The organism is Sphaerisporangium melleum (assembly GCF_014646695.1).
In the GTDB taxonomy this organism is placed as follows: Bacteria; Actinomycetota; Actinomycetes; order Streptosporangiales; family Streptosporangiaceae; genus Sphaerisporangium; species Sphaerisporangium melleum.
The window spans coordinates 989-1757 of record NZ_BMNT01000112.1 but is presented as its reverse complement, the minus strand read 5'-3'; the positions used below and the strand labels follow the sequence as shown (position 1 = coordinate 1757).

The following is a 769-nucleotide window of genomic DNA, read 5'->3' as shown; positions in this document are numbered from 1 at the left end:
CCGTACGACCTGGCCTCCGGCGCGCGCGGGGTGCAGATCGCCGAGCTGGGCCTGCGTTCCTCGGCGCAGGGTGTGCGTGTCGAGGTGCCCGGGGTGGGGGCATGACCGCTCTCACGCTGCCGGGGGCGGGTCGCCGGTTGGAGATCTACCGGATGCGTGAGCCGGTCGTCTGGGATCTGCCGCCGTCACCCCCCACCAGCCGGGTCGCCTACGCCGCCGCGCATGTGGTGGCCGACCCGTTCGCCGGTCACGCCCCCGGCTCGCCTGCGGCCCTGGATTGGGAGGCGACGCTGCGCTTTCGCCGCCATCTGTGGTCGTGCGGGCTGCGGGTGGCCGACGCGATGGACACCGCCCAGCGCAACATGGGGCTGGACTGGGCGGCCACGGTGGAGCTGATCCGGCGCAGCGCCGCCGAGGCCCGGCACTTCGGTGATCCGGCCGACCTGCTGGCCTGCGGCGCCGGTACCGATCATCTGCCCGGGAGTGCCACGCTGGAGCAGGTCGTCGCGGGTTACCTGGAGCAGATCGAGACGGTTCAGGACGCGGGCGCCCGGGTCGTCGTCATGGCCGGCAGGCAACTGGCCCGCCTGGCCCGGGGCCCCGAGGACTACCACAAGGTCTACGGCAGGGTGCTGGGCCAGGTCGACCGGCCGGTGATCCTCCACTGGCTGGGCGAGGTGTTCGACCCCGCGCTGGCCGGATACTGGGGGTCGCGCGATCTTGAGGCCGCCACCGAGTCCTTCCTCGCGCTCGTCCACGACCATGCCGG

The 769-nt window shown here is 73.3% G+C and carries 1 protein-coding gene; it reads left to right on the top strand.

Annotation, left to right across the window (positions count from 1 at the left end; genetic code table 11):
- Nucleotides 1–101: 101 nt before the first annotated feature.
- Nucleotides 102–769: DUF993 family protein (locus IEY93_RS37335; RefSeq protein WP_189167872.1), on the top strand; the 668-nt coding region annotated here is incomplete at its 3' end.